This is a genomic window from Rhodococcus sp. SJ-3, assembly GCF_051918125.1.
Classification (GTDB): Bacteria; Actinomycetota; Actinomycetes; order Mycobacteriales; family Mycobacteriaceae; genus Rhodococcus.
Genome location: NZ_CM123306.1, coordinates 5343082 through 5368693, shown reverse-complemented (window position 1 = coordinate 5368693; position 25612 = coordinate 5343082). Strand labels below are relative to the sequence as shown.

The 25612-nt window shown below is 65.4% G+C and carries 27 protein-coding genes, 1 tRNA gene and 1 riboswitch; of the genes, 25 read left to right on the top strand and 3 right to left on the bottom strand.

Annotation, left to right across the window (positions count from 1 at the left end; translation table 11 throughout):
* Positions 1-12: 12 nt before the first annotated feature.
* From steA to ACTDXD_RS24890, 12 genes are all read left to right on the top strand, one after another.
* A complete protein-coding gene (gene steA, locus ACTDXD_RS24945) occupies positions 13-1197 on the top strand; it encodes a putative cytokinetic ring protein SteA (protein WP_440124844.1) in 1185 nt (394 codons plus the stop codon).
* On the top strand, positions 1194-2138 hold the full coding sequence (locus ACTDXD_RS24940) for a copper transporter (protein ID WP_440124843.1): 945 nt from the start codon (positions 1194-1196) through the stop codon (positions 2136-2138). Before steA ends, ACTDXD_RS24940 begins: the two co-directional genes overlap by 4 nt.
* Positions 2139-2310: 172 nt before the next feature.
* Positions 2311-4071: a CTP synthase gene (locus ACTDXD_RS24935; RefSeq protein ID WP_440124842.1), complete on the top strand. Its 1761-nt coding sequence runs from the start codon at positions 2311-2313 to the stop codon at positions 4069-4071.
* Between the two features lie 3 nt (positions 4072-4074).
* Entirely contained in the window at positions 4075-4701 is a 627-nt protein-coding gene (locus ACTDXD_RS24930) for an NUDIX domain-containing protein (protein WP_440124841.1), read from the top strand.
* Entirely contained in the window at positions 4698-5624 is a 927-nt protein-coding gene (gene xerD, locus ACTDXD_RS24925; protein ID WP_440124840.1) for a site-specific tyrosine recombinase XerD, read from the top strand. The genes ACTDXD_RS24930 and xerD overlap by 4 nt, the downstream gene beginning before the upstream one ends.
* A gap of 360 nt (positions 5625-5984) precedes the next feature.
* Complete coding sequence (locus tag ACTDXD_RS24920; RefSeq protein WP_440127787.1) at positions 5985-6833, top strand: ParA family protein; 849 nt, start codon at positions 5985-5987, stop codon at positions 6831-6833.
* Positions 6834-6836: 3 nt separating this feature from the next.
* Positions 6837-7715 carry a segregation and condensation protein A gene (locus tag ACTDXD_RS24915; RefSeq protein WP_440124839.1) on the top strand — a complete coding sequence of 293 codons (879 nt, stop codon included), beginning with the start codon at positions 6837-6839 and terminating at the stop codon, positions 7713-7715.
* Between the two features lie 89 nt (positions 7716-7804).
* A complete protein-coding gene (gene scpB / locus ACTDXD_RS24910; protein WP_440127786.1) occupies positions 7805-8437 on the top strand; it encodes an SMC-Scp complex subunit ScpB in 633 nt (210 codons plus the stop codon).
* A 10-nt stretch (positions 8438-8447) separates the two neighbouring features.
* Positions 8448-9500, top strand: coding sequence for a pseudouridine synthase (locus ACTDXD_RS24905; protein WP_440124838.1), 1053 nt, complete (start codon positions 8448-8450; stop codon positions 9498-9500).
* Between the two features lie 29 nt (positions 9501-9529).
* Positions 9530-10192: a (d)CMP kinase gene (gene cmk, locus ACTDXD_RS24900; RefSeq protein WP_440127785.1), complete on the top strand. Its 663-nt coding sequence runs from the start codon at positions 9530-9532 to the stop codon at positions 10190-10192.
* Complete coding sequence (der, locus tag ACTDXD_RS24895) at positions 10189-11619, top strand: ribosome biogenesis GTPase Der (RefSeq protein WP_440124837.1); 1431 nt, start codon at positions 10189-10191, stop codon at positions 11617-11619. The genes cmk and der overlap by 4 nt, the downstream gene beginning before the upstream one ends.
* A 91-nt stretch (positions 11620-11710) precedes the next feature.
* Positions 11711-11784: transfer RNA gene (locus ACTDXD_RS24890), tRNA-Pro, on the top strand.
* A 74-nt stretch (positions 11785-11858) separates the two neighbouring features.
* On the opposite strand, the gene ACTDXD_RS24885 is transcribed toward ACTDXD_RS24890, so the two are convergent.
* Positions 11859-12866 carry an AraC family transcriptional regulator gene (locus tag ACTDXD_RS24885; protein ID WP_440124836.1) on the bottom strand — a complete coding sequence of 336 codons (1008 nt, stop codon included), beginning with the start codon at positions 12864-12866 and terminating at the stop codon, positions 11859-11861.
* A 141-nt stretch (positions 12867-13007) separates the two neighbouring features.
* Between ACTDXD_RS24885 and ACTDXD_RS24880 the strand changes: the two genes are divergently transcribed.
* Together ACTDXD_RS24880 and ACTDXD_RS24875 are read left to right on the top strand one after the other, a co-directional pair.
* Complete coding sequence (locus ACTDXD_RS24880; protein ID WP_440124835.1) at positions 13008-13658, top strand: NAD(P)-dependent oxidoreductase; 651 nt, start codon at positions 13008-13010, stop codon at positions 13656-13658.
* Positions 13659-13780: 122 nt separating this feature from the next.
* Positions 13781-14197 carry a VOC family protein gene (locus ACTDXD_RS24875; RefSeq protein WP_440124834.1) on the top strand — a complete coding sequence of 139 codons (417 nt, stop codon included), beginning with the start codon at positions 13781-13783 and terminating at the stop codon, positions 14195-14197.
* Positions 14198-14233: 36 nt separating this feature from the next.
* On the opposite strand, the gene ACTDXD_RS24870 is transcribed toward ACTDXD_RS24875, so the two are convergent.
* Together ACTDXD_RS24870 and ACTDXD_RS24865 are read right to left on the bottom strand one after the other, a co-directional pair.
* Entirely contained in the window at positions 14234-14629 is a 396-nt protein-coding gene (locus tag ACTDXD_RS24870) for an MmcQ/YjbR family DNA-binding protein (RefSeq protein ID WP_440124833.1), read from the bottom strand.
* A 9-nt stretch (positions 14630-14638) separates the two neighbouring features.
* Positions 14639-15658 carry a phosphotransferase family protein gene (locus tag ACTDXD_RS24865; RefSeq protein ID WP_440124832.1) on the bottom strand — a complete coding sequence of 340 codons (1020 nt, stop codon included), beginning with the start codon at positions 15656-15658 and terminating at the stop codon, positions 14639-14641.
* Between the two features lie 147 nt (positions 15659-15805).
* Here ACTDXD_RS24865 and ACTDXD_RS24860 point away from each other — a divergent pair, with 147 nt between their 5' ends.
* From ACTDXD_RS24860 to gcvP, 11 genes are all read left to right on the top strand, one after another.
* Positions 15806-16423: an NUDIX hydrolase gene (locus ACTDXD_RS24860; RefSeq protein ID WP_440124831.1), complete on the top strand. Its 618-nt coding sequence runs from the start codon at positions 15806-15808 to the stop codon at positions 16421-16423.
* A 75-nt stretch (positions 16424-16498) separates the two neighbouring features.
* Positions 16499-17119, top strand: coding sequence for a CDP-alcohol phosphatidyltransferase family protein (locus ACTDXD_RS24855; protein WP_440124830.1), 621 nt, complete (start codon positions 16499-16501; stop codon positions 17117-17119).
* Positions 17116-17979 carry a DUF881 domain-containing protein gene (locus ACTDXD_RS24850; protein ID WP_440124829.1) on the top strand — a complete coding sequence of 288 codons (864 nt, stop codon included), beginning with the start codon at positions 17116-17118 and terminating at the stop codon, positions 17977-17979. The genes ACTDXD_RS24855 and ACTDXD_RS24850 overlap by 4 nt, the downstream gene beginning before the upstream one ends.
* Positions 17976-18335, top strand: a complete 360-nt coding sequence (locus ACTDXD_RS24845; protein WP_378565832.1) for a small basic family protein — start codon at positions 17976-17978, stop codon at positions 18333-18335. Before ACTDXD_RS24850 ends, ACTDXD_RS24845 begins: the two co-directional genes overlap by 4 nt.
* A gap of 3 nt (positions 18336-18338) precedes the next feature.
* Entirely contained in the window at positions 18339-19076 is a 738-nt protein-coding gene (locus ACTDXD_RS24840) for a DUF881 domain-containing protein (RefSeq protein ID WP_440124828.1), read from the top strand.
* 43 nt (positions 19077-19119) lie between these two features.
* The gene (gene gcvH, locus ACTDXD_RS24835; RefSeq protein ID WP_440124827.1) at positions 19120-19524 is read left to right on the top strand and encodes a glycine cleavage system protein GcvH; all 405 of its coding nucleotides are present in this window, start codon (positions 19120-19122) and stop codon (positions 19522-19524) included.
* Between the two features lie 152 nt (positions 19525-19676).
* The gene (gene garA, locus ACTDXD_RS24830; protein WP_169690162.1) at positions 19677-20141 is read left to right on the top strand and encodes a glycogen accumulation regulator GarA; all 465 of its coding nucleotides are present in this window, start codon (positions 19677-19679) and stop codon (positions 20139-20141) included.
* On the top strand, positions 20141-20878 hold the full coding sequence (ftsR, locus tag ACTDXD_RS24825) for a transcriptional regulator FtsR (protein WP_440124826.1): 738 nt from the start codon (positions 20141-20143) through the stop codon (positions 20876-20878). The genes garA and ftsR overlap by 1 nt, the downstream gene beginning before the upstream one ends.
* Positions 20879-21035: 157 nt before the next feature.
* Entirely contained in the window at positions 21036-21509 is a 474-nt protein-coding gene (locus tag ACTDXD_RS24820; protein ID WP_169690164.1) for a bifunctional nuclease family protein, read from the top strand.
* Between the two features lie 250 nt (positions 21510-21759).
* Entirely contained in the window at positions 21760-22386 is a 627-nt protein-coding gene (locus ACTDXD_RS24815; protein WP_374229952.1) for a MerR family transcriptional regulator, read from the top strand.
* Between the two features lie 68 nt (positions 22387-22454).
* Positions 22455-22552: riboswitch (glycine riboswitch) on the top strand.
* A 166-nt stretch (positions 22553-22718) separates the two neighbouring features.
* Positions 22719-25577 carry an aminomethyl-transferring glycine dehydrogenase gene (gene gcvP, locus ACTDXD_RS24810; RefSeq protein ID WP_440124825.1) on the top strand — a complete coding sequence of 953 codons (2859 nt, stop codon included), beginning with the start codon at positions 22719-22721 and terminating at the stop codon, positions 25575-25577.
* The last annotated feature ends 35 nt before the right edge of the window (positions 25578-25612 follow it).

Sequence of the window (25612 nt, the reverse complement as noted above, 5' to 3'; positions counted from 1 at the left end):
ATCATTCTCACCATGAAGATGCCGGCGCTGCTGTCCCGCAACAACGAAACGCTGCCCGGAGTGAGCGGTATCGCCCGGGTCGACAAGAACACCGCGAAACTGGTCCGCCGGGTCGGCCCCGGCGACATCGTCATCCTCGACGCAGTGGACCTCGATCGGGTCACCGCCGACGCACTCGTCGAAGCGGGGGTCGCCGCGGTCGTCAACGCCTCGGCTTCGATTTCCGGTCGCTATCCGAACCTCGGCCCGGAAGTCCTTGTCGCCAATGACATCGTTCTGATCGACAGCGTCGGGTCGGATCTGTTCAAGAAGGTCAAGGACGGCGCGAAGATCCGGCTGCACGAGGGCGGACTCTATGCCGGCGAGCGCCTGCTCGTCGAAGGTGAGGAACAGACCGAAGCCGAGATCTCCGATCGCATGATCGAAGCAAAAACCGGCCTGGTCGACCATCTCGAGGCGTTCTCGGGCAACACCATCGAATTCATCCGGTCGGAGAGCCCACTGCTCATCGACGGGGTGGGTATTCCCGAGATCGATCTCGATCTGAGAGATCGGCACGTCGTGGTGGTCAGTCCCGGTCCCGACCACGTGCAGGATTTGAAGAACCTGCGACCCTTCATCAAGGAGTACGCACCGATCCTGGTGGGTGTCGACTCCGGTGCGGATGCCCTGACCAAGGCCGGCTACCGGCCCGACCTGATCATCGGTGACCCGGACGGCATCGGCACCGCGACCCTCCAGTCCGGTGCCGAGGTGGTCCTGCCCGCGGACCCGGACGGACACGCCCCCGGACTCGAACGTATCCAGGACCTCGGGATCGGTGCGATGACGTTCCCCGCGGCAGGCACCTCCACCGACCTCGCTCTGCTCCTCGTCGATCATCACGGTGCGGCACTCGTCGTCACGGTGGGCAGCACGGTCTCCCTCGACGAATTCTTCGATCAGGGTCGTCGCGACACCAACCCCTCCGCGGTGATGACGCGCCTGAAGGTCGGTCCGAAACTGGTCGATTCGAAGGCCGTTGCCACGTTGTATCGCAGTCGGGTTTCCGGTGGGGTGATCGCGCTTCTGGTCTTCGCTGCGCTGATCGCGGTCATCGCCGCATTGGTCGTGTCCAATCTGGGTGGCGATGTCGTCGACTGGGTCACGACCTGGTCGGCAGACTCCGTCGAGTGGGTTCGGGGTCAGTTCGAGTGATTTCGATGCGCCAGCACGCCGTCTCCCTGATCGCGGTGTTCTTGGCACTCGGCCTCGGAGTGGTGCTCGGTTCCGGGCTGTTGTCGAACAGTCTCGTGGCAGGTCTGCGCGATGACAAAGCGGATATGGGTCGTGAGCTTCAGGCCGAGCACGATCGAGCCAACCGGCTCGACTCCGAGCTGCGTGCCGCCGACGCCTACGACGCCACCGTCGCTCCCCGCGTGGTCCGCGATGAACTCTCCGGCCGTACGGTCCTCGTGGCGACGACCCCCGACACCGATCCCGCCGATCTCGATGCGGTGATGACGGCGGTGGCCTCCGCAGGTGGCGCAGTCACCGGTCGACTGTCGCTGACGGAGTCGTTCCTCGACGCCGCGGGTGCCGACATGCTCCGTACCACGGTCACCAACATCATCCCCGCCGGCGTGCAACTGCAGACCGGGGCTGTCGACCCGGGCAGTCTCGCGGGTGATCTGCTCGGTGCGGCACTGCTCGTCGACCCGGGGACCGGTGCGCCGCGCAGCACCCCGGAGGAACGCGAACTCGCGTTGTCCGCGCTGCGCAGCGGCGGGTTCATCACGTACGACGGAACAGTCGAGCCGGCCCAATCCGCCCTGATTCTGACCGGTACCGGTGTCGAAGAGGTCGACGGGGGCAACCGCGGGGCACTCATAGCCCGTTTTGCAGCAGCCGTCGACACCCGTGGTGCGGGGGCCGTGCTTGCCGGACGATCAGAATCGGCCGTAGGCAACGGACCGCTCGCTGTGGTTCGCGCCGACGCGGCGCTGTCAGCGGGGCTGTCGACCGTCGACAATCTCGACCGCGAAGCGGGACGGAGCACTGTGATACTGGCCCTGCGTGAACAGTTCGACGGCGGAGCAGGCCGCTACGGAACGGGGCCCGGCGCAGCTGCGGTCACCGTGGGATCCACCGCGCGGTGACCGAACACCCAACTGTCCGGTGCTGTGACGTCCGCAGCACCGGAGCCTCACAACCGCGATCCGGGTACGCCGCGGCGGCTGCAGGTGTTACCGTGAAGTTCCGTGGGTCGGCAGGCCCCAGCTGTATCGTCTGAAGTCCAAAAGTCCTGCACCTGACGTCACGGGAGCTTCGTTGCCACAGTCACGCCAATCGCGTACCCCTACCAAGCACATCTTCGTCAGTGGGGGCGTCGCATCCTCGCTGGGCAAGGGACTCACCGCGTCGAGTCTCGGTGCATTGCTCACAGCGCGCGGAATGCGCGTGACCATGCAGAAACTCGATCCGTATCTCAACGTCGATCCCGGGACGATGAATCCGTTCCAGCACGGTGAGGTGTTCGTCACCGAGGACGGCGCCGAAACCGACCTCGACGTGGGTCACTACGAGCGCTTCCTCGACCGTAACCTCAACGCCGACGCGAACGTCACCACGGGCCAGGTGTATTCGACCGTCATCGCGAAGGAACGTCGCGGCGAGTACCTCGGCGACACCGTCCAGGTGATTCCGCACATCACCGACGAGATCAAACGGCGAATCCTGGCGATGTCGGCTCCCGACACCGAAGGCCACACACCCGACGTCGTGATCACAGAGATCGGCGGCACGGTCGGCGACATCGAATCCCAGCCGTTCCTCGAGGCAGCCAGGCAGGTACGTCACGAAGTGGGTCGTGACAACTGTTTCTTCCTGCACGTGTCGTTGGTGCCGTACCTCGGTCCTTCCGGTGAGCTGAAGACCAAGCCCACCCAGCACTCCGTGGCCGCGTTGCGCAACATCGGCATCCAGCCCGACGCTCTCGTGCTGCGATGCGATCGCGACGTACCCGCGTCCCTCAAGGCGAAAATCTCCCTGATGTGCGACGTCGACGTCGCAGGATGCATCTCGTGTCCCGACGCACCGAGCATCTACGACATACCCAAGGTGCTGCACAGCGAAGGCCTCGACGCCTATGTCGTGCGCCAGCTCGGACTCCCGTTCCGTGACGTCGACTGGACGGTGTGGGGCGATCTCCTCGACCGCGTCCACAAGCCGCGGGAAACCGTCGAGGTGGCTCTCGTCGGCAAGTACATCGACCTCCCTGACGCCTACCTGTCTGTCACCGAAGCATTGCGTGCGGGAGGATTCGCGCACCGGGCGAAGGTCAAGATCCGCTGGGTCGCATCCGATGAATGCGAAACCGAGTCAGGCGCGCAGACGCACCTCGGTGATGTCGACGCGGTCCTGATTCCGGGGGGCTTCGGGATCCGCGGTATCGAGGGCAAACTCGGCGCGATCAGCTTCGCGCGGTCCCGGAAGATCCCGCTCCTGGGACTGTGTCTCGGGCTGCAGTGCGTCGTCATCGAGGCGGCACGCTCGGTCGGTATCGCCGACGCGTCGTCCACCGAGTTCGACCCGGACACCACGGCGCCGGTGATCTCCACGATGGCCGACCAGGAACAGGCCGTCGCCGGTGAAGCCGACCTGGGCGGCACCATGCGTCTCGGCGCGTACCCAGCCGTTCTGGCCAAGGGCTCGGTCGTCGCGAAGGCCTACGGCAGCGACAAGGTATCCGAGCGCCACCGCCACCGCTTCGAGGTCAACAACGCCTACCGTGACCGGATCGCGAAGTCCGGGCTCGTGTTCTCCGGAACCTCGCCGGATGGACGGCTGGTCGAGTTCGTCGAGTACCCGGCGGACATCCACCCGTTCTTCGTCGCCACCCAGGCGCATCCGGAACTCAAGAGCCGCCCGACGCGTCCGCACCCGCTGTTCGCAGGGCTGGTCTCCGCGGCGCTGAGGTACAAGGCGGCCGAACGCCTGCCCGTCGACGTACACGGAGGCGACCGCAAGCGCGACGCCGACGAGCCCGCCGAGGCCGTGGCATCCGCGTCCGGCAGCGTCGACGCGGACTGACACGTGACGCAGCGACACGACTTCCGGATCCTGTCCACGCAACGCATCTACACAGGTGCCATCGTGTCGCTGCGCGTCGACGAGGTGACGATGCCGGACGGGCATTCCGCCCACCGTGAAGTGGTCGAGCACTTCGGTGCGGTAGCAATCGTCGCCATCGACGATCGAGACCGGCTGGTCCTGGTCGACCAGTACCGGCATCCGCTCGGGCGACGATTGTGGGAGCTGCCCGCAGGTCTCCTCGACGAGGCCGGCGAGTCGCCTCTCGACGCCGCGAAACGTGAACTCGCGGAGGAGACCGGGCTCGCCGCGGAGCGCTGGGACACACTCGTCGACGTCGCACTCTCGCCCGGTTTCACCGACGAAGCAGTCCGTGTCTTCGTGGCTCGCGGCCTGTCCGAGGTGGGTCGGCCCGAACCCGAACATGAGGAAGCCGACCTCGAGATTCACAAGGTCCCACTCGAGGAGGCGGTGTCGATGGCATTGCGGGGCGAGATCATCAACGCGACCGCGGTGGCGGGCATCCTCGCATCGTCCGCCACACGTACCTCCCGGACCGGACTGCGCCCCTCCGACGCGCCCTGGCCCGACCGGCCCTCCGCCTTCTCCCGCACTCGCGCTGCGGAATGACCTCGGTGCTGGAGGGGCAGCTCGACACGTACCTCGACCATCTCACCGTCGAACGCGGCGCTGCCGCGAACACCTTGTCGTCCTACCGGCGAGATCTCGACCGCTACCGCGACTACCTCACGGACTGCGGTATCAGCGATCTCGCTCAGGTCAGCGAAGCGCACGTCGCCGACTTCGTGGCGGTGTTGCGTGGCGGCGACCCGGACCGGGATCGTCCGGCGCTCGCCGCCAGTTCGGTGGCCCGTGCCCTCATCGCGGTCCGGGGCCTGCACCGATTCACCGCGGCCGAGGGCCGGACCCCGACCGACGTGGCACGTGCAGTCAAACCACCCACCGCGGGGCGACGCCTTCCGAAGTCGCTCACCGTCGCCCAGGTGACGGCGATTCTCGATGCGGTCGGGAATGAAGCGGACGGTCCGCGCGGCCTGCGCGACCGCGCGCTGCTGGAATTGTTGTACTCGACCGGCGCCCGCATCTCCGAGGCGGTCGGACTCGATGTCGACGACGTCGACTCCGACGCCCGCGCAGTGCTCCTGCGCGGAAAGGGCGGCAAGGAACGACTCGTGCCTGTCGGGCGTCCTGCGCTCGCGGCGCTCGACGCCTATCTCGTGCGGGGCAGGCCCGTCCTTGCCGCCGGACACACCGCCGCGCTGTTCCTCAACGCACGCGGCGGACGACTATCGCGGCAGAGCGCGTGGCAGGTATTGCAGACCGCGGCCGAGCGAGCGGGCGTCAGCACCGCGGTTTCACCGCACACACTGCGGCATTCGTTCGCGACCCACCTGCTCGACGGTGGCGCCGATGTACGAGTGGTGCAGGAGTTACTCGGGCATGCCTCTGTGACGACCACGCAGATCTACACGCTGGTCACCGTGGGTGCGTTGCGGGAGGTCTGGGCCGGTGCGCACCCGCGCGCACGCTGATCGGGCAACATCGGAAACGCGTGTCCACCCGCGCAACACGTCGACCAGGCGGTAGCGTTCAGGAGGTAGAAAGGCGGTAGCGTTCCGGATACGGAACAGCATCCGTTCGACAACCCGACGGCAACGATATTGCTCGCTAGACGCACAGTGGGACGCAGAACAGGGGGAGCACCGCTCGTGGGCACACCTCGGCCATCTGCCACAGACGACACACACCTGAACATTGCACACGCGGCGACGCAGGGCTGGCCGACGCCGGTTCGGTCCGTAGCCGGCTACCGTCCACCTGCCGAACCACGACCGTCAGGAACCGACGACCCCGGTGACGACACCGACGCCGATCTCAGAGAAACCGCGTCGATCGACGACTCCGACCTCGGCCCCACCGGCCGTCCGCGCAGGCGCATTCCCGAACCACCGGCACTGACCTCGCACGGACCCGCCAAGATCATCGCGATGTGCAACCAGAAAGGCGGAGTGGGCAAAACCACCTCCACTATCAACCTGGGTGCTGCCCTCGCCGAATGCGGACGCCGTGTACTGCTCGTCGACCTCGACCCCCAGGGAGCCCTGTCAGCCGGCCTGGGCGTGGCCCACCACGACCTCGAGTCGACCGTCCACAACCTGCTTGTCGAACCCCGCGCGGACACCGACGACGTACTGCTCGACACACACATCGAGAACCTCGATCTGCTACCCAGCAACATCGACCTGTCCGCCGCCGAGATCCAACTCGTCTCCGAGGTCGGGCGCGAACAGGCTCTCGGCCGCGCCTTGTTCCCCGTCCTCGAGCGCTACGACTACATCCTCGTCGACTGCCAACCGTCTCTCGGCCTGCTCACCGTCAACGCTCTGGCCTGCGCCGATTCGGTTCTCATCCCGATGGAGTGCGAGTTTTTCAGCCTTCGCGGTCTGGCGTTGCTCAACGACACCGTCGCCAAGGTCAGGGACCGGCTCAATCCACGCCTCGCCGTGGCCGGGATCCTCGTGACCATGTTCGACTCGCGGACACTGCACGGTCGTGAAGTGATGTCCCGGGTGGTCGAGGTCTTCGGAGACCTCGTCTACGACAGCGTCATCTCCCGCACTGTCAAATTCCCCGAAACCAGCGTCGCCGGCGAACCGATCATCACCTGGGCGCCGAAATCCGGTGGTGCCGAGTCGTATCGGTCGCTCGCCCGCGAAGTGATCCATCGGACCGGCCGCTGATCCGTGTCTGCCCCCACCCAGGATTCCGCCGAGGCGGAATCCGCTGCTCCCGTCACCGACGAGGCGTCGGCCACCGACCAGACCTCGGAACCCACTGTCACCGGCGGATTCCAGGTCCGGCTCCGCAACTTCGAGGGCCCGTTCGATCTGCTACTCACTCTGATCTCACAGCGTCGCCTGGACGTCACCGAAGTCGCATTGCATGAGGTGACCGACGACTTCATCGCATACACGAGGAAACTCGGTCCGGAACTCGGTCTTGACCAGACAACCGAGTTCCTCGTCGTTGCCTCGACTCTGCTCGACCTCAAAGCGGCTCGCCTGCTGCCTGCCGGCGACGTCGACGATCCAGAGGACCTCGCGTTGCTCGAGGCGCGCGACCTGCTGTTCGCGCGGCTGTTGCAGTATCGGGCCTACAAACAGATCGCCGAGCACTTCGCCGAACTCGAAAGCGCTGCCCTCCGTCGTTACCCGCGCGCGGTATCCCTCGAGGAATGCTTCGAAAATCTCGTGCCCGAGGTCGTTCTCGGTGTCGATGCACAGCGCTTCGCCGAGATCGCAGCGGCGGCGTTCCGACCGAAACCGACACCCAGCGTAGGGCTCGACCACCTGCACGTCCAGACGGTGTCGGTGCCGGAGCAGGCCGCATACATTCTCGCTCTGCTGAGGGACAACGGTGCCGGACAATGGATCGGCTTCGACGTCCTTACCGCAGATTGCGAGCACGGACTGCTCGTAGTCGCGCGGTTCCTCGCGCTGCTCGAGCTCTATCGCGAACGTGCAGTCACCTTCGAGCAACCCGACCCACTCGGGCCACTCCAGGTGGCCTGGACCGGTGAGAACGACGAGAACGCCATCGACTTCGAGGAGGACTACGGGTGAGTGCGCACATCCCAGACCGCGCCTTGCCCGCGCAGCAGCAACCCGATCCGTCCGGCGACGAGCGGGCCTGGGACGGTGAACTGCTCGACATGGCCGATGACGAACTCACCGCCGCGCTCGAAGCACTGCTCCTGATGGTCGACACCCCCGCGTCCGCCGACCAGCTCGCTGCCGCGATCGGTGTCACCGCCGACCGCGCCGAGCGTGCCCTCCGTGCGCTCGCGGCCTGCCTGGATGCGCGCGGCTCCGGAATCGATCTGCGGTTCGCGGGTGACGGCTGGCGGTTCTACACCCGCCGCGACTACGCACCCTACGTCGAGAAGCTCCTCCAGGGCGGGGCGCGCACCAAACTCACCCGCGCGGCGTTGGAAACCCTCGCGGTCGTCGCCTACCGGCAACCGGTGACCCGTAGCCGCGTCAGCGCCGTGCGCGGCGTCAACGTCGACGGAGTGATGCGCACCTTGCTCGCGCGGGATCTCATCGCCGAAGCGGGCACCGATCCCGAGACCGGCGGTACCCTCTACATCACCACCGAACTGTTCCTCGAACGTCTCGGCCTTGCGTCGCTGAGCGATCTACCACCGGTCGGTCCCCTGTTACCCGATGTAGATGTGATCGATGACATCAGCGACAGCCTCGAAGCAGACCCGAGGTTTGAGAGAATAGGAAAGAACGCGCGCGCCGAGACACTCTCGCACGCGGAGTTCGATCCAGAGAACTGACAGGAAAAAAGTGAAAAAGCCCGCTCGCCGTGATGGCACACCGGACCGTAAACGAACCGCCCGCCCCGTGAAGGGCCAGGCCACCGGCAGATCTTCGTCCGCCCGCCGGTCGGATCCCCGCACTCAGGACGCTCCGAGCTCCACCGCAGGGAACGCGGGGGCAGCCAAGAAGCCCCATCGGGGTCAAGGAAGCGCTCCGCTGAACAAGCGAGGCAGGCCTGCTGCACCGAAACCCCAGGCCCGCCGGGCCTCGGCAACGCCGACCATCAGCAACGCCAAGCCCGCCCGCCACCAGCACAGCACAGCCGCACCGGCGAAGCTGCCTGCGGGCGAAGGCGTGCGACTGCAGAAGGTCCTCGCCCAGGCAGGGGTGGCCTCACGCCGTGCCGCCGAGGAAATGATCGACCGCGGCCGCATCGAAGTCGACGGGGTCATCGTTCGAGAGCAGGGGTTGCGTGTCGACCCTGAGAACGCCGTGATCCGCGTCGACGGTGTCCGTGTGGTCGTCAAGAAGGATCTCGTTCACCTCGTGCTCAACAAGCCACGCGGGTGGCAGTCCACCATGTCGGACGATCTGGGTCGCCCTTGTGTCGGCGACATCGTTTCAGAGCGTGTCGCCGCAGGTCAACGCCTCTTCCACGTCGGAAGGCTCGACGCCGACACCGAGGGGCTGTTGCTACTGACCAACGACGGTGAACTCGCACATCGCCTCATGCACCCGTCCTTCGAGGTCAACAAGACCTACCTTGCCACGGTCAAGGGTGTGCTCGCGCGAGGCGTCGGCAAGCAGCTCAAGACGGGCGTCGAGCTCGAGGACGGCCCCGCCAAAGTCGACAGGTTCGCGTTGCTCGAGGTGAACGAAGGCCAGTCCCTCGTGCGCCTGGACCTGCACGAAGGCCGCAAACACATCGTGCGTCGACTGCTCGACTCCGTGGGCCACCCCGTGATCCGGCTCGTGCGTACCAATATCGGTCCCGTCGCGCTCGGCGATCAGCGGCCCGGCACACTTCGTGTCCTCGGGCGCAACGAGGTCGGCGGTCTCTACCAGGCGGTGGGGTTGTGACCGATACCGTAGGCGCATTGATCGTCGCGATGGACGGCCCATCGGGAACGGGCAAGTCCAGCGTCTCCAAGCGGCTCGCACGCCACCTCGGCGCTGCATACCTCGACACCGGCGCCATGTACCGGATCGCGACCTTGTACGTGCTGCGCCGGGGCGCTGACCTGACCGACCCTGCCGCGATCGCCGAGGCTGTCGCCGGCCTGCCCTGGTCGATCGGTACCGACCCCGACGTCGAGGACATTCGACTCGACGGCCAGGACGTGCGCGGAGAGATCCGCGGCGGGGAGGTCACCGCAGCGGTCTCCGCCGTCTCCGCGGTCCCCGAAGTACGCCAACTGCTCGTCGCTGCGCAGCAGCGTCTCGGACTCGCAGCGCACCGAGTCGTTGTCGAAGGACGCGACATCGGCACGGCGGTATTCCCGGATGCCGATGTGAAGATCTTCCTCACCGCATCCGCGGAAGCACGCGCACAGCGCCGCAACGCCCAGAACATCGTGGAAGGCCGCGGTGACGACTACGACGCGGTACTCGCGTCGGTGCAGCGCCGTGACCACCTTGATTCCACACGCGCAGTGTCGCCTCTGCGCGCCGCGGACGACGCCGTCGTCGTGGACACCAGCGACATGGACATCGACGAGGTGACCTCGATGCTGACGGCACTGGTCACCGAACAGACGGGAGCGGCGCTGTGAGCGACGACGTCACAACGGAGTACACCGACGAGGGTTCCGACGGCACCTGGTCCGAAGAATCGGACTGGGACCTCGACTTCGAAACCGGAGCCGAACTCGAAGAGTTCGTGCCCATCCCGACAGTCGCGGTTGTCGGCCGCCCCAACGTCGGAAAGTCCACCCTGGTCAACCGCATCATCGGTCGCCGGGAAGCCGTCGTAGAGGACATCCCGGGCGTGACCCGCGACCGCGTGTCGTACGAGGCGAACTGGAACGGCCGACGCTTCATGGTCCAGGACACCGGCGGCTGGGAACCCGACGCCAAAGGGATGCAGCAGTCGGTTGCTCGTCAGGCCGAGGTTGCCATGCGTACCGCCGACGCGATCCTTGTCGTTGTCGACGCCACCGTCGGCGCGACATCGGTCGACGAGGCCGTCGCCAAGGTGCTGCGCCGGTCGAAGACGCCGGTGCTGCTCGTCGCGAACAAGGTCGACGACGACCGCGTCGAAGCCGAAGCCGCGGCATTGTGGTCGCTCGGGCTCGGCCAGCCCTATTCGGTGTCCGCCACGCACGGTCGTGGCACCGGTGATCTGCTCGACGACCTGCTCGAGAAGATGCCGCCCACCCCGCGTGAGGGCACGGGTGGGGGAGGACCCCGCCGTGTCGCTTTGGTCGGCAAGCCGAACGTCGGGAAGTCCAGCCTGATCAACAAGCTTTCGGGCGACGAACGTTCGGTGGTGCACGACGTCGCGGGTACCACCGTCGACCCCGTGGACTCGGTCGTCGAACTCGGTGGCAAACCGTGGCGGTTCGTCGACACAGCAGGCCTGCGCAAGCGGGTCAGTCACGCGTCTGGCGCCGAGTTCTATGCCTCGCTGCGCACCCGGGCGGCGATCGACGCCGCGGAGGTGGCGGTGTTGCTCATCGACGCCTCGCAGCCGATCACCGAACAGGACCAGCGGGTGATCACCATGATCGTGGAATCCGGTCGCGCACTGGTGATCGCGTTCAACAAGTGGGACCTCGTCGACGAGGACCGACGTCATGAGTTGGGCCGCGAGATCGAGCGTGATCTGCTGCGGGTGCCGTGGGCGGCGCGAGTCAACATTTCGGCCAAGACCGGCCGTGCCGTGCAGAAGCTCGTGCCGGCGATGGAGACCGCGCTCGAATCATGGGACAAGCGCATCTCCACGGGCCGGCTCAATACCTGGCTCAAGGAAGTGGTGGCCGCGACTCCGCCGCCGATGCGTGGGGGACGCTTGCCCCGTGTGATGTTTGCTACCCAGGCAGCGACGCGTCCGCCGACGTTCGTGTTGTTCACCACCGGCTTCCTCGAGGCCGGTTACCGCCGCTTCCTCGAACGGAAGCTGCGTGAGGAGTTCAACTTCGACGGCAGCCCTGTCCGGATATCCGTGCGAGTGCGGGAGAAGCGCGACCGCCGCAAGTAGACCCGAATCCCCGGAAACGGCGCTGACCAGCCGATTCGCCTTTCGGTCCGCACCTGTTGTAATCTCAACGAGCGCTCGACGAGAGCGCGGGCGGGCTGTGGCGCAGCTTGGTAGCGCACTTGACTGGGGGTCAAGTGGTCGCAGGTTCAAATCCTGTCAGCCCGACCGAGAAGCCCCGGTGAGATCTGATCTCACCGGGGCTTCTTCGTATCGCGGGGCCGGCACCGCGCCGGCCTGCGCTACCGCCGGCAGGCGAATGTGCCGTCCGTGCGGCGGCGGACCGATCCGGGAGATAGGCCTGTGATCCTTTTGAAGGCCTTCGAGAACGCCGCTTCCGACTCGTAGCCCGATCTCGACGCGAGTTCGGCGATCGTCGCGCCGTCCTGCAACGCGACGGTCGCCGACTCCATCCGCCAGCGACCGACGTACCGCATTGCGGGTTCGCCGACCAGCTCGGTGAACCGTGCCGCGAACGCAGACCGCGACATCGCCGCTTCCCGCGCGAGAGACTCGACTGTCCACGGCCGCTCGGGGGCGTGGTGAACCGCGGCGAGCGCACGGCCCACCTGTGGGTCCTGCAGAGCGCCGATCCATCCGTGTCGGGCCGCCGGCGCGGAGTCGATCCAACTCCGGATTGCCATGATCACAAGAATGTCCGCCAGTCGAGTGAGCACCGCTTCGCCACCGGGCTGCACGTGCTGCGCTTCCTCGGCCATCAACGACAACACCTGTGTCGGCGCGCTGTGCCTCGCCGACCCGGTCGTGTCCATCCGCAGGAGGGGCGGCAGCAACGCCACCAGACGTCGCGCAGTCGGATGATCGAACTCGACGACCCCGCACACCAAGGTGGAGTGCTCTCCACCTCCGCCGTAGTGCAGAACCGAATAGTGGTCGCCGATCATCGTCTGGGGGAGTAGATCCACGCGTCCCCGACTCCCCGTGCCGGTGATGCTCGGGTCGCTGCGCATCACGTGCCCCGAGCCGTGCGGGACGATGACGAAATCCCCGGGGAGGAGCCGCGCTGATGCCGAACCGGGGACCTCGAGCCACATTTCGCCAGAGACGACCAGATGGAAGCTCACGCTGTCGGCCACCGGTGGCATCTCCAGCGCCCATGGCGCGCTCAACTCCGACCGACAGTAGAAGCCGCCGCGCATGCGCAGCAGGTGAAGGGCATGTGCGAGGGGATCGACCGGTGTCCACGGATAGAGCACGTCGGCGGTCTCCCGAACCCTGTCGATCGTCATATGTCCACCCTCGCCGCTGGGTATCCATTCGTCCAGCCCCGTAGGACGAATGAACACAAGGGACGGACGGAGAACCATAGAACGTCTCGAGGAACGTTCATACGGTGGACACATCGTCCCCAACGAACTCAGGAGAACATCATGAAAGTACTCGTCATCGGCGCCACAGGCGGCTCCGGTCGCGCAGCCGTCACCGCACTCCTCGCCCGCGGCCACGACGTGACCGTCATGGTCCGCACACCCGACGCACAGCACACATTCGGCGACCGAACCCTAGGCGTGATCGGGGACGCCACCTGTCTCGATGACGTCGACCGCGCGGTCCGCGGACAGGACGCTGTCATCGTCACCCTCGGCATCACCGAGAACCCCGTCCGAGTGCGGCTGCGCGGCCCGGCGCATACTGCACTCGACGTGCGGTCCACCGGCACCCGCAACATCATCGACGCGATGCAACGTCACGGTGTGCGGCGCCTGATCGTCCAGACCACCTACGGAGTGGGTGACACCGATGGCCGCCTGCCGTTGCGTTACAAGCTCATGTTCTCGCTGCTTCTCGGGCCACAGGTCGCCGACACCGTGATCCAGGATCGCTTCGTGCACGAGAGCGGCCTCGACTGGACCCTCGTACAACCGGTCAACCTGACCGACTCGACCGACGGCGGAGAGGCGTTCACCTCGACAAGCGGCGAGATCACAGGCTGGCAGGTCGCGCGCAACAAGGTCGGTCGGGTTCTCGCCTCCGCTGTCGACGACGAAGAGAACGTGCGGCGAACCGTGTCGGTGTCCTGAGCCGGGATCCGTCGAAAGGCTCCGCGAGTGAGCGGGAAAGGACACGATGAGAAACGGCAATGCGCAGAGTCCCTCTGTGTAGTGCCGACTCATCCTCCCTCCGAACAGATCAGGAGCTCGCGATGACCACTCGACTCAATCCGTACATCAGCTTCCGTGACAACGCGCGTGACGCGATCGAGTTCTACAAGACCGTCTTCGGCGGGGAACTCGATATCAGCACGTTCGGGGAGGGGCAACCTACCGGCGACGCCGCGGTGGACAGCAAGGTAATGCATGCGATGCTCACCACCGACAGCGGTTTCGTGCTCATGGCCTCGGACACGCCCCCGGGAATGGACCATACCCCGGGAAACAACTACTCGATATCCCTCAGCGGCGACGACGAATCCGAACTCCGCGGTTACTGGAATGAACTCGTCGCCGGCGGCACCGAGGCGCTGCCCCTCGAGAAGGCGCCCTGGGGAGACAGCTTCGGAATGTGCATCGACAAGTTCGGTGTCCAGTGGATGGTCAACATCAGCGGCAGTCCTGACTGATCGAGCGGGAACCCGCACACGCGCTGGACGCGCGACTCAACCGAGACGCGCGTCCAGTTCGCGTACCAGCTTCGCAGGAGCAGTCTCGCGGAACGACATGTCGATCAGTTCCGCAACCTCCGCCCAATCCACCTCCCGGCGGCCGAGGTCGTACCCGATCCACCCCGACGGACCCAGATACATCGGCAGATACGTGTGGGGTTCACCGAGGAGGGCAAGACGTTCGTCGCGCTCGGGCTTGACGATCAACGATCGAGGAAACGGGGCCCGGGTGTCCTTCTCGGAGCCGCCGTAGACCGCGAACGAGGTCTTGGTGAAGAAGAACGGACGGCCGTGCGAGACCTTCTCTCGTGCGCCCGGGTATGCGAGGGCGAGGGTGCGCACCCGAGCCAGCAACGGATCCGTGTCGTCGAACATGATCGGATGCGGCATGAATGTACCTTACCGTCGCAGGGCCGAAAGCCCCTCGCGGAGGAGGGGTTCCACAGCATCACCGAATGCACTGAAGCCGTCGCCCACGGTCTGACCCTGCAGGAACCGGAAATGAATACCTTCGAGGATCACCGCGAGCTTGAAATAGGCCAGGCCGAGATGAAAAGCCATCCCCGACAGGTTCCTGCCGCTCGCGTTTGCGTAGCGCGACACCATCGCGTCCTCGCTCAGGAACCCCGGGGCACGCGATACGGTCGACACCGGTACTGGCCCGTCCCGGTCCGCGAGCTGTTGGTAGACCACGAGAAGCGCGACATCGGTGAGCGGATCGCCGAGGGTCGCCATCTCCCAATCCAGCACCGCCGCAACCTGATCACGTTCGTCGATGAGTACGTTGTCGAGGCGGTAGTCGCCATGCACGATCGCAGCGCCGCTTGCCGAAGGCAGGTGCTCGACCAGTAACCGGTGAAGCTCGTCGGCACCGTCGAGCGTACGGCTCCGGGACGCATCGAGCTGAGTCTTCCATCGGTGCACCTGTCGTCCGAGGAAGCCCTCGGGACGGCCGAAGTTCGCGAGCCCCACCGTCGCAGGCTCCACCGCGTGGAGTCTCGCCAGCGTGTCGATCGTCCGCTCGGAGATCGCACGCACCCGATCCTCCCCGAGCGGAGCGAGTTCCTCGGCAGTACGGAAGGGCGTGCCCGGGACCAGATCCATGAGGTAGAACGGTGCGCCGATGACCTCGGTGTCCGTGCACAGGAGATGAGTACGCGGCACAGGCACCTCGGTTCCTGCCAGCGCCGTGATCACGCGGTGCTCGCGTGCCATGTCGTGCGCGGTCTCCAGTACATGCCCGAGCGGTGGGCGCCGCAGGACCAGCTCCCGCTCACCGTTGCTCACACCGTAGGTGAGGTTCGATCGCCCGCCGCTGATGAGGCGGGCGGTCAGCGCCCCGTCGAGCAAACCGGGGGCGGCGGTCTGCAGATGGGTGCGAAGTACTGCGGTGTCCAGTCCTGCGGGGTCGGCAGCCATGATGTCCTCCGCGGATTTCGGTGGGGTTCGGCGGAACCTGGGAGAGAGCGTAGTCGCAACTGAATACACCTGTCCCCACAGGTAGAAGGATTTCGGATTGCACGGAATATCGAGTTAAACCGAAATCGCGTGAGATAATGTCGCACCATGTCCGTATCGAACGCACTGACGCACACAACACTTCAGGACTCGCTTGCCTGCTTCGAGTCGCGTCGGATTCCGCTCGAAGGGCGCCGCCATGCAGCGGTCGTCATCGCTGTTCTGAACGATGATGCAGGCAATCCCGTCATGCCTCTGACCCGCCGGCCGACGAGATTACGTGCACATCCCGGCCAGTTCGCGCTCCCCGGCGGGCGACTCGACCCCGGGGAGACACCCGAGGAAGCGGCGCTGAGGGAACTGCACGAGGAGCTCGGACTCGACGCCGCGCCGAACTCCATCGTCGGGCGCCTCGACGACTACGTCACCCGATCCGGATATGTGATGTCACCGTTCGTCGTGTGGTCCGACACAGCGATCGCCGATCTGAAACCGAGCCCTGACGAGGTCGACGTCCTGTTCTCCGTCACGGAGACCGAACTGGACAGCGAGCCTCGATTCGTGGATATCCCCGAGTCCGATAAGCCGGTCATCCAGTGGCCGTTTCGTGGTCACCTCATTCACGCACCCACCGCCGCAGTGGTCTACCAGTTCCGTGAAGTTGCCCTCCATGGTCGGCACACTCGTATCGACGGACTCGAGCAACCGGTGTTCGCATGGCGCTGACCACCTCGCGACGACCCCCACGGCCGGTGTGAAAAGGTTGGTGGACCGTACCGCGTAGATCAGACAGGGGGCACGATGGGTGACGTGACCACTCCGGACGACGTCCGCCCGGGTGCCGATCGCATCCTCACCATCCCGAACCTGCTCAGCTTCGTGCGGCTTCTCGGAATACCTCTCTTTCTCTACTTGATCCTCGTTGTCCACGCGGACGGATGGGCCCTCGCGATCCTCTTCCTCAGCGGATTCACCGACTGGGCCGACGGCAAGCTCGCCCGCCTGCTCGACCAGGCGTCCCGGCTCGGCGCGCTGCTCGACCCCATGGTCGACCGGCTCTACATAGTGACCACGCTCCTCGCGTTGGTCGCGCGGGACGTCCTTCCGTGGTGGATCGCCGCGATCCTGGTCGGGCGCGAACTCGTGCTGGTCCCGACCCTCGCCGTATACCGGCGTCGGGGCATGCCCCCGCCCGACGTTCTCTACCTGGGTAAAGGCGCGACCTTCCTCCTCATGTGCGCATTGCCGCTGCTGCTGCTCGACCTGGCGTCACCCGCCACGTCCGTCGTGGCGCACCCACTCGGCTGGGCTGCCCTGATCTGGGGTTCGGCGCTCTACATCTGGACCGGGCTGCTCTACATCGGCCAGGCCGTATGGATCGCCCGTGCAGTGCCTCCGAACGAGGAGCGACCAGCCGAGTGAACCGTCGTTGGGAACAGATCCCCCGGAACCCGGTCCCCTCGCTGCTCAAGTCGCTGCTCGAGGACCACCTCGACCCCGGCTACGGTGCCGCCGCCGAGGACCGGGCAGCGGGTCGCGCTGCCGCATCGCCGGCACGCACCACGGTCTGGCTCGTCATCGGCTGCATTCTTGCCGGTCTCGTACTCGGCGCGGCCTACGCCGAAAACACCGATCGTGAACCGGGGGCAGATCAGGCGCGCGCCGAGATCCTCGACTCGCTACGTACCAGTGAGGAACGCATCGCAACCCTTGTGGCCCGCCGCGATGAACTGACCGACACGGTCGAGCAGCGCAGCGCTGAACTGGTGGCCCACGATGCGGAGGGTGCGACGACTCTCGACGCGTTGCGCGCGGCGCAGATCGCGGCTGCCGGCGCGCCTGTCATCGGCCCAGGGATCACCGTCACCCTTTCCGATCCGACGGGTCGGCCGAACCTGTCGGACCCGTCTGTGCACGACACCGGCGACGCCGCGACAGTCCTCGATCGAGACCTGCAATCGGTGGTCAACGCGCTGTGGGCCGGCGGTGCCGAAGCAGTGTCGGTCGGCGATGTGCGCATCGGCCCCGGCGTCACCATCCGGCAGGCAGGGGGAGCGATGCTCGTCGACAACCGGCCGGTGTTCTCGCCCTACGTCGTCTCCGCCGTCGGACCGCAGGCCCAAATGCAGACGGATTTCGTGGTGAGTGACGCCTACCTCAGGCTCTCGGGCATCAAACAGCTCTACGGGGTAGGTTTCACGATCGCCGAGGCCGGAGAGCTCGAACTGCCTGCAGCCACGGTACGTACAGTCGAATCGGCTCGGGAAGCGGGGAATCGGTGAAGCACCTTCGGCACGGCCAGGCGCTGTATGCGGTGCTGGCACTCGTGATCGGCATCGTTGCCGGAATCGTGTTCAGTCCCCAGGTGCCCGACGTGGTCCAGCCGTACCTGCCGATTGCGGTGGTCGCCGCGCTCGATACGGTGTTCGGTGGATTGCGTGCCTATCTCGACGACATTTTCGACGCGAAGGTCTTCGTCGTCTCCTTCGTGTTCAACGTTCTCGTAGCCGCACTCATCGTGTGGCTCGGGGACCAGCTCGGTGTGGGCACCCAGCTCTCCACCGCGGTCATCGTCGTCCTCGGGATCCGCATTTTCGGGAACGCGTCGGCACTGCGCCGCAGACTTTTCGGGGCGTGAGCGATGGTCGAGGACACCTCCGAACAAGCTCTGTCGGGCACACCGGACTCCCGGCGCAAGCGCCGGGTGTACGCGATGCTTGCGATGCTGCTCGTCGCCCTGCTCGGCACGGCTATCGCCACCCAGGTGAAGAACACTGATACGGGGGACAACCTCGACTCCGCCCGCCCCGCGGATCTGCTTGTGCTCCTCGACAGTCTCAATCGACGCGAGGCGGCGCTGCGGCAAGAGATCACTGGCCTCGAACGCACTCTCGAAGGATTCGAGCAGAACGGTTCGGATGCTGCTCTGTCGGAGGCCCGCGCTCGTCTGCAGAACCTGTCGGTCCAACTCGGTACGGTTCCCGCGGCAGGGCCGGGTGTCGTCCTGACGATCGACGACCCGCTCGGCGGAGTCGGCCCGGAGGTCGTCCTCGACACGATCCAGGAATTACGTGCGGCGGGTGCGGACACCATGCAGATCACCGGAGCCGACGGAACAGCGGTGCGCATCGGCGTCGACTCGTGGGTCGGAGGGCAGGGCGGAGATATCATTGTCGACGATCGAAACCTCCCGGCGCCCTATACGGTTACTGCTATCGGGGACGGGCCGACGCTCGCTGCGGCGTTGAACATCCCCGGCGGTGTGGTGGATACGGTCGCTCGCCGCGGTGGAACTTTGACTGTCGAGCAGTTGTCGCAGGTCGAGGTGCCCGCCTTGCGGGAGATCGAACCACGCCAATACGCTCAGCCAGGAAACTGAAACAGACGTTCGTGCCGAATCGTCGCCTCCGAAAGGAACTGCCGTGAGTGAGTTCGAGACGCCCGCCGATCTGCGATACACCGCGGAGCACGAGTGGGTCCAGCGGACTGGGGCGACCACCGCCCGGATCGGCATCACCGACTACGCTCAATCCCAGCTCGGTGATGTGGTGTTCGTGCAGTTGCCGGACGCCGGATCCGTTTTCGCTGCGGGCGATTCGTTCGGTGAGGTCGAATCCACGAAGAGTGTCTCGGATGTCTATGCGCCCTTCGCCGCGACGGTCGCGGCGGTGAACGGCGACCTCGAGGCGAGCCCCGAGTTGGTCAACAGCGCGCCGTACACAGAAGGATGGTTGATCGATATCGAATCGAGTAGCGAGTCGGATCTCGACGCCGCCTTGGAACGGACCCTCGACGCCGCCGGATACAGAACGATCACAGAAGGATGAGATCCCCTGGGTGACGTAACCGCGACTACCTGCACCAGGGGCATGCGCAGGGTACGGTCGGGTATGGCGTGTGCCGTGTCCGACCGTGGTGGTGGCGAACGAATGACGATCGTCCGGGACTACCCGGACGATCGAACGGATAAGGAGAAACGGTGAGCGAGAACGGCAACGCGGGCTACGAAGAGACCCCAGCGGAAACCACTTCGGTGTTTCGTGCCGACTTCCTGAACGAATTGGAGAACACCGGCGCGGCTGCGACGACCGAAGCACCGGTCTCGGGAGTCGAAGGTCTTCCGGCCGGGGCGGCCCTGCTCGTCGTCAAGCGCGGTCCCAACGCGGGGTCGCGTTTCCTGCTCGACCAGCCCACCACGTCCGCCGGGCGACACCCCGACAGCGACATCTTCCTCGATGATGTCACCGTCAGCCGTCGTCACGCAGAGTTCCGCCAGGACGACGGCGAATTCCAGGTCGTCGATGTGGGAAGCCTCAACGGTACTTACGTCAATCGTGAGCCCGTCGACTCGGCAGTACTCGCGAATGGCGACGAGGTCCAGATCGGAAAGTTCCGTCTGGTGTTCTTGACCGGCCCGCGGGGCACTCAGGGCGCAGGTAGCTGATGACCGCTGCCCGCCAGCCGGCGCCGGCAGGTATGTCGATCGGGTCCGTGCTCGATCGACTCCGCCCGGAGTTCCCGGACGTGACGATCTCGAAGATCAGATTTCTCGAAGCCGAAGGACTGATCAGTCCGGAGCGCACACCGTCGGGTTACCGGCGGTTCTCGATCGCGGACTGTGAGCGACTCCGGTACGTGCTCACCGCGCAGCGCGATCAGTACCTCCCGCTGAAGGTGATCAAGGAACAGCTCGAGGCGATCGACCGTGGTGCCGCAACGGTGGGGGCCGTCGAAACTCGCCCCAAGCGACCGCGCCAGCTCGCGGTCGCGCGGGGCGAGGTTTCTCCCGAGGACCTTCGTACCGACCGCCAGATCCGAGTGGGTCGAGACGATCTCTGTGAACGGGCCGGTATCGACACCGTGTTCCTCACCGAGCTGGTGGGCGCGGGGCTCCTCACGCCGGGTGCCGCAGGCTTCTTCGACGACGATGCGGTATTGCTGGCGCGGACAGCGAAGGCGATGTCCCAGTTCGGACTCGAAGTCCGGCACCTACGCGCGTTCAAGTTGGCGGCAGACCGCGAAGCGGGCCTCGTCGCCCAGATCGCCGGTCCTGTCGCCAAGGGACGCGATGCAGGGGCGCGGGAACGCGCAGAAGAGATGGTTCGTGAGTTGGCTGCGCTATCTCTGACCTTGCACACGTGCCTCGTCAAGTCGGCGGTGCAGGGTTCACTCGATCGTTGACCTCGATCGTCGAGGCAGCCCTGCAGCAGTATTGAGCACGGGAAGCGGTGCACCTTCCGGATTCGGGCACCTGACGTACACGAACGAGCGCACTAGAATTCAGGCAGTACGTGTCAGCGACCACGCGACTGACAGGCACCGGGACGGAGGCGCCGCTATGAGCGAGATGAGGATAGTCGGTATCCGAGTCGAGCAACCCCAGAACCAGCCTGTCCTTCTGCTGCGCGAAGCAGAGGGCGAGCGGTACCTACCGATCTGGATCGGTCAGATGGAGGCCACCGCCATTGCGCTGGAACAGCAGGGAGTGGAGCCGGCCCGGCCGCTCACGCACGACCTGATCAAGAATCTTCTCGACGCGTTCGGTCATGCCCTCCTCGAGGTCAGGATAGTGGATCTTCAGGAGGGTACGTTCTACGCCGATCTCCTCTTCGAGGGGGAGATGCGGGTCTCGTGTCGTCCTTCGGACGCAGTTGCCGTCGCCTTGCGCACCGGTGCACCGGTGTTTGCCGAGGAATCAGTTCTGGCAGAAGCCGGCCTCGCGATGCCCGAGGAGAAGGAGGACGAGGTCGAGAAGTTCAAGGAATTCCTCGAATCGGTCTCGCCCGACGACTTCAAGGCAACCGACGGCTGATCTGCTCGTCGCGCCGACGGCTCGGGTCGAAGTTGTTCGACGACGCACTGCGACGAACCCGTGTAATGTCGAACGTTACTTTCCGAGTCGGCGTGTTGCTGCTCGACCTGAATCACACAGGGCGTACGCTTGGTTGATCCGTTACGGGACAAGTCGGGTGAACCGGGGGATGTACGGGATCGGATGCGGAGGAGATCCGCCTGGTCGGTGGTGGCGAGGGACAACGGGGCGCGCGAGAGGAAGTCACAAAGTGCGAGATCGGCCGCAAGGACAGCAACTCGGTGCCGGCACCGGCGATCGCGTGGCTCCGGTACCGGTATCGGACACTTCCGAGGATCTGCAGCCGGGGCTGTTTCCCGACAACTCGGTCCCCGATGAACTTGTCGGCTATCGGGTCCCGATCGCGTGCCAGATTGCAGGTATCAGTTACCGTCAACTCGACTACTGGGCACGAACCAATCTGGTAGTGCCTTCGATCAGGAGCGCGGCGGGTTCCGGAAGCCAGCGCCTGTACTCGTTCAAGGACATTCTGGTCCTCAAGATAGTCAAGCGCCTCCTCGATACCGGAGTCTCTCTGCAGAACATTCGCGTAGCGGTCGATCATCTCCGGAGCCGTGGCGTACGGGACCTGGCCAAGATCACCCTTTTCTCCGACGGCACCACTGTCTACGAATGCACCTCCCCGGAAGAGGTCGTCGACCTGCTCCAAGGCGGGCAAGGTGTGTTCGGTATCGCAGTCAGTGGGGCAGTCCGAGAATTGACAGGCAGTATCGCGGATTTCCCGGCCGAGCGCGCCGAGGGATACGACGTCGAAGAGAAGCCCGAGGACGAACTGGCTTCCCGCCGTCGAAACCGTATCAACCGCCGCATCGGATAGGGCATACGTCACCCGCCGGGAGAGCGTGGACTCGATCGGCCCGCTCGTGCTCTAGAATCGGTGTGCGTCGCCGTCCCGCGGGAGAGCCCCGGACCAACATGTCCGGGCGCCGAAGGAGCAGCACCTCCCCGTCAATCTCTCAGGCACCCAGGACCGCGTGAGCTACGACGTCTCTGGAAAGTGGTGGGAGCACCCACCCGCCCACGGGGAAAGGTTCGCCGACCAGGACCGAATCTCTCAGGCGCTCGCCTCGCGAGCTCAGGACAGAGGGGGAGGAAGCGCCCGTGCCGACCGAGCACGTGTGAACCTCGCCGACCAGCCTGGGAGCTGCGATGACAGATGCCGTCACCTGGAATTTCGCCGACCGTCACATCGGACCTGATGCGCAGGGAATGCGCCGGATCCTCGACGTTGTCGGAGTCGATACGCTCGAGAACCTCGTCGCAAAGGCGCTGCCCGCGGGCATTCTCGACCACTGTGCCGGCGAAGTGGCCGACGGGCTCGGTGTCCTGGATGCGCCGCTCAGCGAACACGAAGTTCTCGCCGGTCTGAAAGCCTTGGCGTCGCGCAACGCGGTCGCCACCTCCATGATCGGGCACGGTTACTACGACACGCTCACTCCGCCGGTGCTGCTCCGCAACATCATCGAGAATCCCGCTTGGTACACGGCCTACACGCCGTATCAGCCGGAGATCAGTCAGGGTCGGCTCGAAGCGTTGCTCAATTTCCAGACGATGGTCGCGGACCTGACCGGTATGGAAGTCGCGAACTCCTCGATGCTCGACGAGGCCACTGCTGCGGCGGAAGCGATGACCTTGCTGCGTCGTGCCAACCGCAAGTCCCAGAGCCACCGGTTCGTCGTCGATTCCGACCTGTTCACTCAAACCGCCGCGGTGCTCGCAACCCGCGCCGAGCCGCTCGGCATCGAGCTCGTCACCGTTGACCTTGTGGAGGAGGGACTGCCCGAGGGTGAGTTCTTCGGTGTAATCCTGCAGGTACCGGGTGCGTCGGGCCGAGTGTTCGACGTTGCGCCCGTGATCGATGCGGCACATGAGCGCGGTGCGATGGTCGCGGTGGGCGCGGACCTCCTTTCAATGACGCTGATGACTCCGCCCGGGGAGAAGGGCGCTGATGCTTGCTTCGGCACCACTCAGCGATTCGGGGTGCCCATGGGATTCGGTGGCCCACACGCGGGATATCTGGCTGTGAACGCTGCGCACACGCGGAATCTGCCGGGACGTCTCGTCGGTGTCTCGGTCGATGCTGACGGTGCCTCTGCCTACCGGCTTGCGCTACAGACCCGTGAACAGCATATTCGCCGTGAGAAGGCGACCAGCAACATCTGTACCGCTCAGGTGCTTCTGGCGGTTCTCGCCGCGATGTACGCGTCGTATCACGGCGCGGAGGGACTGACCGGAATCGCACGACGAGTGGCTGCTCATGCAGCCGGTCTTGCTGCGTCGCTGCGACGCGGTGGAGTCGCGGTCGTTCACGACGACTTCTTCGATACCGTCCTGGTCCGGGTTCCGGATCGCGCCGCCGAGGTTGTGGCGGCAGCGGCTGAGCGGTCGGTCAATCTGTATCTCGTCGACGCGGACCACGTGTCGATCTCCTGCGACGAAGCGACGACAGATGCACACGTGGCGAGTGTGCTTTCCGCGTTCGGTATCGCCGCCGAGGAGACGGTTGCAGCCGAACGAGCGTCCATCCCGGAGGCGCTCGGGCGAACCAGTGACTTCCTGAAGCATGAGGCGTTCACGAAGTACCGGACGGAGACCGCGATGATGCGGTATCTGCGACGGTTGTCCGACAAAGATCTCGCGCTCGACCGCACCATGATCCCGCTCGGCTCCTGCACGATGAAACTCAACGCCGCTGCGGAGATGGAAGCCATCACGTGGCCGGAGTTCGCGGGCTTGCACCCGTTCGCTCCCGCGGAACAGACCGTAGGAATCCGGGAACTGATCTCGGATCTCGAACGCTGGCTCGCCGCAGTAACCGGGTACGACGCCGTCACCTTACAGCCCAACGCAGGCAGTCAGGGTGAATACGCAGGTCTGCTCGCTATTCGGCACTACCACCTGAGCCGCGGTGACGACCACCGCGACACCTGCCTGATTCCGTCGAGCGCACACGGAACCAATGCCGCCTCTGCAGTCATGGCAGGTATGCGTGTCGAGGTGGTGGCGTGCCGTCCCAACGGTGACGTCGACCTCGACGATCTGCGAGCGAAGATCGCTGACCACGCTGAACGGCTGGCTGCGATCATGATCACCTACCCGTCGACCCACGGCGTCTACGAACACGAGATCGAGGACATCTGCGGTGCCGTGCACGACGCAGGCGGGCAGGTGTACATCGACGGCGCAAACCTCAACGCACTCGTGGGTCTGGCCCGACCGGGCAGGTTCGGTGGCGATGTGAGCCATCTGAACCTGCACAAGACCTTCTGCATTCCACACGGTGGTGGCGGACCGGGAGTCGGTCCGATCGGAGTTCGTTCGCACCTCACGCCGTTCCTCCCGGGGCATCCCGCAGTGCCGGGTCTCGGCGGCGTGGGGCCGGTTTCGGCTGCGCCTTACGGATCGGCGTCGATCCTGCCGATCACGTGGGCGTACATCAAGCTGATGGGTGCTTCCGGGCTTCGCCGGGCGTCGCTCACTGCGATCGCGTCGGCGAACTACATTGCACGACGCCTCGACGAGTACTTCCCGGTGCTGTACACGGGTGCGAATGGAATGGTGGCGCATGAGTGCATCCTCGACCTGCGTCAGTTGACCAGGGACACCGGTGTCACCGTCGATGACGTGGCCAAGCGTCTCGCCGACTACGGATTCCATGCGCCGACGATGAGTTTCCCCGTGGCCGGAACTCTCATGGTCGAACCCACCGAGAGTGAAGATCTGAGCGAGATCGACGAGTTCATCGATGCGATGGTCTCGATCCGGGGGGAGATCGACAGGGTCGGGGCAGGGGAGTGGGCGGTCGACGACAACCCGCTGAGAGGAGCACCGCACACCGCGGAGTGCCTGGTGGGGGAGTGGGACCATCCATATTCGCGTGAGATCGCGGTGTACCCGCTAGGGAAGGGGCGTGCGAAGGTGTGGCCGGCGGTCCGTCGAATCGACGGTGCCCACGGCGACCGCAACCTGGTGTGCTCGTGCCCACCGCTGGAGGCATACAGCAGCTGAGAGCCTGTGGCTGCGGGCATTGCCCGCAGCCACAC